The organism is Bacillus sp. JJ1474 (genome assembly GCF_036965225.1).
Taxonomy (GTDB): Bacteria; Bacillota; Bacilli; order Bacillales; family Cytobacillaceae; genus Cytobacillus.
On sequence record NZ_JBALPC010000244.1, the window covers coordinates 1 to 5,130 of the forward strand.

The following is a 5,130-nucleotide window of genomic DNA, read 5'->3' on the forward strand; positions in this document are numbered from 1 at the left end:
GAATGTGTCTCAATTTAAAAAGTGACGCAGGCCGAAAAATTTTGCTCGACCTAATCAAAACCGCAGATGTATTCGTAGAAAATTATCGTCCAGGCGTAACAAAAAAATTAGGTATTGACTATGAAACATTGAAAGAAATTAATCCTGGACTAATTTACTGCTCGATTTCGGGCTACGGACAGACCGGGCCTTATAGTAAAAAGGGCGGCTACGATATCATGGCACAAGGCATGTCGGGGCTGATGGATATGACTGGTGAAAAAGGTGGAAAGCCTGTAAAAGTAGGGATTGCCATTCATGATATTGCGGCAGCACAAACCGCCATTCAATCGATATTAACTGCGTACATTCATCGTTTGAAAAATGGAAAAGGGCAGTATATCGATGTTTCGCTTGTTAACGCTGGACTTGCCTGGACTGTTTGGGAGGCTGCTGCTTATTTTGGAACAGGTGAAGTGGCAAAACGGAATGGGACAGCACACCGCGCATCAGCCCCGTACCAAGGCTATGAAACAAAAGACGGCTTCATTTTAATTGGGGCAGCTAATCAGAAGCTATGGGAAAATTTTTGCTTAAATGTGATTGATCAGCCCAATTGGTTAGTAGATCCTCGGTACGAAACGGTTAGTTTACGGACAGAACATGTGGATGAACTTGAGGTCGAAATCGAAGAAGTTTTAAAACAAAAAGATTCAGCACATTGGCTGAAACTTCTTGAAGAAAGCGGAATCCCATCGGGCCCTATCTATTCCTATGATCAAACCTTGAATGACCCACATATTCTAGAACATGAAATGGTCCTTGAATATGAGCATCCTGCCTGTGGACAAATGAAGACACTTGGTTTCCCTGCCAAATTTTCCGAAACTCCGGGGCAATTAAGAATGCCTGCCCCTCTCCTCGGGCAGCACAATAAGGAGATCTTGACTGAATTAGGATACTCTGACGAAGAATTTAAAGTATTAAAAAACAAAGAAATTATCAAATAAACATGAGGGACGGAACTCTTGCTTCCATATTTCGAAGCAAGTGATCCGTCCCTTTTGACTCTAGAGGAACCCCTTCATATTCTTTTCAATAGAAATAAAACTAGGTAATAATGTAGTTTATTAGTAAAACGTTCTCTCCAATCAGTCTAATCCTGAATACATTGTTGTATGCCGTATGACGTACAAAGGTGTATTGAAAAATTTATTTTCAAGGGAGCAGACAAATGTATAAAAAGCTAGCTGTCGCCATTATTCATGGAATGGGTAATCAAAAGGATGGTTTTGCTAAGAATATGATCGCAATGATCAATCAAACATTCGCAAAGAAACTGAAGGATGTAGTTGAAGATCCTGCCTCCTATCTTATGATTGAACCGATACTGTGGGCACCGGTTTTTGCAGGTCGACAGGAAAAGCTGTTTGAAAGAATGGTGCAGGAAAACAAATTGAATTATCAGGGATCAAGGAAATTCATTGTTACTTATATAGGAGATGTGATTGCCTATCAACTAGTAGAGACAGCAAAGCAAAATTATGAGAGAGTTCATGAGAAAATCGGTAAAGGTCTGAACATTCTCTCTAACAAAGCAGGAGATCAAGCTCCGCTATGTGTCATTTCACATAGTCTAGGTTCTGTCATTGCGAGTAATTACTTTTACGATTTACAATTTAAACAGCGCGATGTTGAGTGTATTGTAAATGAATCATCGCCTTTGGAAAAGGGGGAAACTTTAACATTATTTTATACAATGGGGACTACCCTCCCGCTATGGAGTTTGCGTTATTATAACTTTAACCGTCCGATCAATATTCCTTCTAAAAACCTCCGAAAATACTATCCTAGCTTAAAAGGTGAATGGATAAATTTCTATGATAAAGATGATGTTTTGGGCTTCCCATTAAGATCTGTAGACGAAAATTACTATAATGCTGTTAACGAAGATCGAGAAGTGAATGCAGGCAATTTATTAACGAGTTGGAATCCGTTAAGTCATACAGGTTACGTTAAAGATATGGACGTAATTGAACCCATAGTAGATGGCTTAGTTCGTACGTGGAGACAAGTAAATAATCTATAACATTCGCTTCATGGCAATTACAGATTTTCTGAACGAGAAAGCCCATACAGGTCTTAGACTGTCTTTAGACATGGGATGAAAGTGAGGTCAAATACGGAGTGTCATAAGAAGGGATGCTTGTGACACTTTAAGTATTGGAAAATTCATTCCGTCTATATACAAACGTACGTTCTATGTAGTAAAATATATCCATATTCTATGTTCTTCGAAAACTGTTTAAGCAATACGTTGAAAATCAAAAAGCGTAACTAGAAAGGAGCTGAACCCTATGGCAAGAAAAAGTACACCAACTTATACAAACGAATTTCCGCTAAATATTCCTGTTTGGCAACAACACCGATTGGAGAAGAAGTTCAAGATTGCCCGTACAGTCTACAATTCCTGTCTAGGTGAGGCTCTCAAACGTCATAAATATGTAAAAGCTGATAAGGAATATCGTGCTTTGCTGCAAGAGCCAAAGTCCAAAGAACGTAATCATCGACTTTCGGGGATACGTTTAGCCTACGGATTTTCTGAATATGATTTGCACGATTTTGTGAAACGTGTTCAACATAAATTTAAGGAAAACATCGGAAGCTTTGAAGCGCAAAAACTTGCGACAAGAGCGTTCGAAGCAGTAGAGAAACTACATTTTGGCAAGGCTCGAAAGGTGCACTTTAAAGTGTTTGATGATGATATTTCTGTTGAAAACAAATCAAACAATACTGGCTTGCGCTATGCAGACGGCCATATCCTTTGGGGCGACAAGCCAACAAAGAAACGTCCAAACCCTAATAATTGGTTGTGTATGCCGATAGCACCGAAAGTCAATGACGAATATGCACACCAAGCCTTAATGGATAAAACAAAGTATGTGCGTATCTTGAAACGTGAAATACGAGGAAAGATTCGCTATTTTGTACACCTCATTCAAGAAGGGTATCCACCAACAAAACGTAATCGAAAAATTGCGAATGATGAAAGAAAACGTGTTGGTATCGATATTGGTTCATCTACCATCGCAATAAGCAGTGAAAACACCGTTGAACTTCGCGAACTTGCATCTGAGTGCCATACTGATGCATCCAAATTAAGACGTATTCAGCGTGCAATGGATCGATCTAAACGGGCGACAAATACCGATAACTTCAATGAAGATGGCACGATTAAGAAAGGTCGCTTGGAATGGAACTACTCCAACCGATATAAGAAGCTTCGATGGATACGTAAAGAACTATATCGGAAAATCACTGTCTGGCGAAAAATATCTCATGAGAAGTTAGCGAACGATATCCTTGCATTAGGTTCTAATATACGAGTAGAAACTATGAGGTTTCAGTCGCTACAAAAACGAACAAAGAAAACAACCCGCAACAAGAAAAATGGAAAGATTAACTCAAAGAAACGGTTTGGAAAATCAATTGCTCATCGTGCCCCCGCCATGTTGCTAACTATCATTGACCGAAAACTCGGTTATCAAGGACGTTCTCTTAAAAAAATAGATACATACTCTACAAAAGCCAGTCAGTTCAATCATCTAACTGGCGAATACACAAAGAAACATCTCTCGGAACGTTGGAATGATTTTGGGGATTTTCGAATTCAACGTGATTTATATAGTGCTTTTTTGATTAGAAACACAAATGATGCCCTTAACTCTGTTGATGTGGACATATGCAACGCAGGGTGGAATAATTTTGTTATATTGCATAATCGTGAGATTGCAAGATTAAAACAATCATCAAGCAAAACATTGCGTTGGTTTGTCGCATAAACTCAAACCTGATTGGTCGTGATAACGCCCAAGAGAAGTCGGAACGATAAACACACAAGGAGTCCAAAAGGGGCTTGCTTGGAGAAGTGTCTTGCTATACGCAATACGTCCGTTAATGTTCTAGGAGAACGTACACCAGTGCTTCGGTAGAAACTCTTTCCTTAAGGAAAGATAAGGTATCGTTGAGAAGTGTACTAGGCAAAAGTTTGTCACTATACCCTAGAACCCCACTGCTTTAGCAGTGGGAGTTGTCAGGATTATTTTAAAAGTGAAAAGGACAAAGTAAGTCTAAAAGATTTGAATAAGCCTATTGGAAAAACTGAAAAAGTGAAAAAACAAAGAAATAAGTCTGAGGATTCATAACAAGAGAAAAGCAGGTACCTTAATGAGTATTACTTTAGCATTATTGGCAGCTTTATTTGCTTCACTTACAGCGATATTGGCGAAAATTGGCATTGAAAAGGTAAATTCAAATTTAGCAACAGCGATTCGGACAATTGTTGTACTAGTAATGGCTTTTATGATAGTGGTCGTAACGGGCAAGCTCGATACAATCTCTCAGATTTCTGGAAGTGCATTTTGGTTTATTATATTATCAGGTTTTGCAACAGGATTTTCGTGGTTATTTTTCTTTAAAGCACTGGCAATTGGCGATGTTTCCAAGGTCGTCCCCATTGATAAATCAAGTGTAGTTTTAACGATTGCTATCTCTATCCTTTTCTTAGGAGAGCCGGCAGAGCCCCCTGTCATCACTGGAGGAGCGATAATCGCCATTGGAACCTTCATATTAATTGGGAAAAATGATGAGAAGAAACGATTTACTGGCTCACAAATATATATTGTATATGCCATTTTGGCAGCAGTATTTGCGGCATTAACCTCTATATTAGCAAAAATAGGGATGGAAAATGTGGATTCTAATGTAGCTACCTTTTTACGAACAATCGTGATTTTATTGTTCGCTTGGGCCATCGTATTTTTTCAAGGAACTCATAAGAAAATGAAGGAAATTACAAAAAAGGGGTATCTTTTTTTGATTTTGTCTGGAGTTGCAACTGGTTTATCCTGGTTATGTTATTTTGCAGCATTAGCCATTGGGAAGGTTTCAGTTGTTGCCCCTATTGATAAATTTAGCGTTGTGATTACCATGATCTTAAGCTTCATTCTATTAAAAGAAACAATGACTAAACACACGATTATAGGTGGTATTGTCATTACTGCAGGAACTGTTTTGCTTATTTTGTAGTTAAGGGATTTTTTAAGAAGAATATGATTGCTAGTCTGTTTGTAATCCCCTTCTATTTTTTAT

At 38.5% G+C, this 5,130-nt stretch carries 4 protein-coding genes; all 4 read left to right on the forward strand.

Annotated elements, in window-relative coordinates:
• Positions 1-989: CaiB/BaiF CoA transferase family protein (locus V7164_RS23395; RefSeq protein WP_335355389.1), on the forward strand; the 989-nt coding region annotated here is incomplete at its 5' end.
• 224 nt (positions 990-1,213) lie between these two features.
• The gene (locus V7164_RS23400; RefSeq protein WP_335355390.1) at positions 1,214-2,068 is read left to right on the forward strand and encodes a chemotaxis protein; all 855 of its coding nucleotides are present in this window, start codon (positions 1,214-1,216) and stop codon (positions 2,066-2,068) included.
• A gap of 268 nt (positions 2,069-2,336) precedes the next feature.
• Positions 2,337-3,821, forward strand: coding sequence for a transposase (locus tag V7164_RS23405; RefSeq protein ID WP_335355391.1), 1,485 nt, complete (start codon positions 2,337-2,339; stop codon positions 3,819-3,821).
• A 385-nt stretch (positions 3,822-4,206) separates the two neighbouring features.
• Entirely contained in the window at positions 4,207-5,067 is an 861-nt protein-coding gene (locus tag V7164_RS23410; RefSeq protein ID WP_335355392.1) for an EamA family transporter, read from the forward strand.
• Positions 5,068-5,130: the final 63 nt, after the last annotated feature.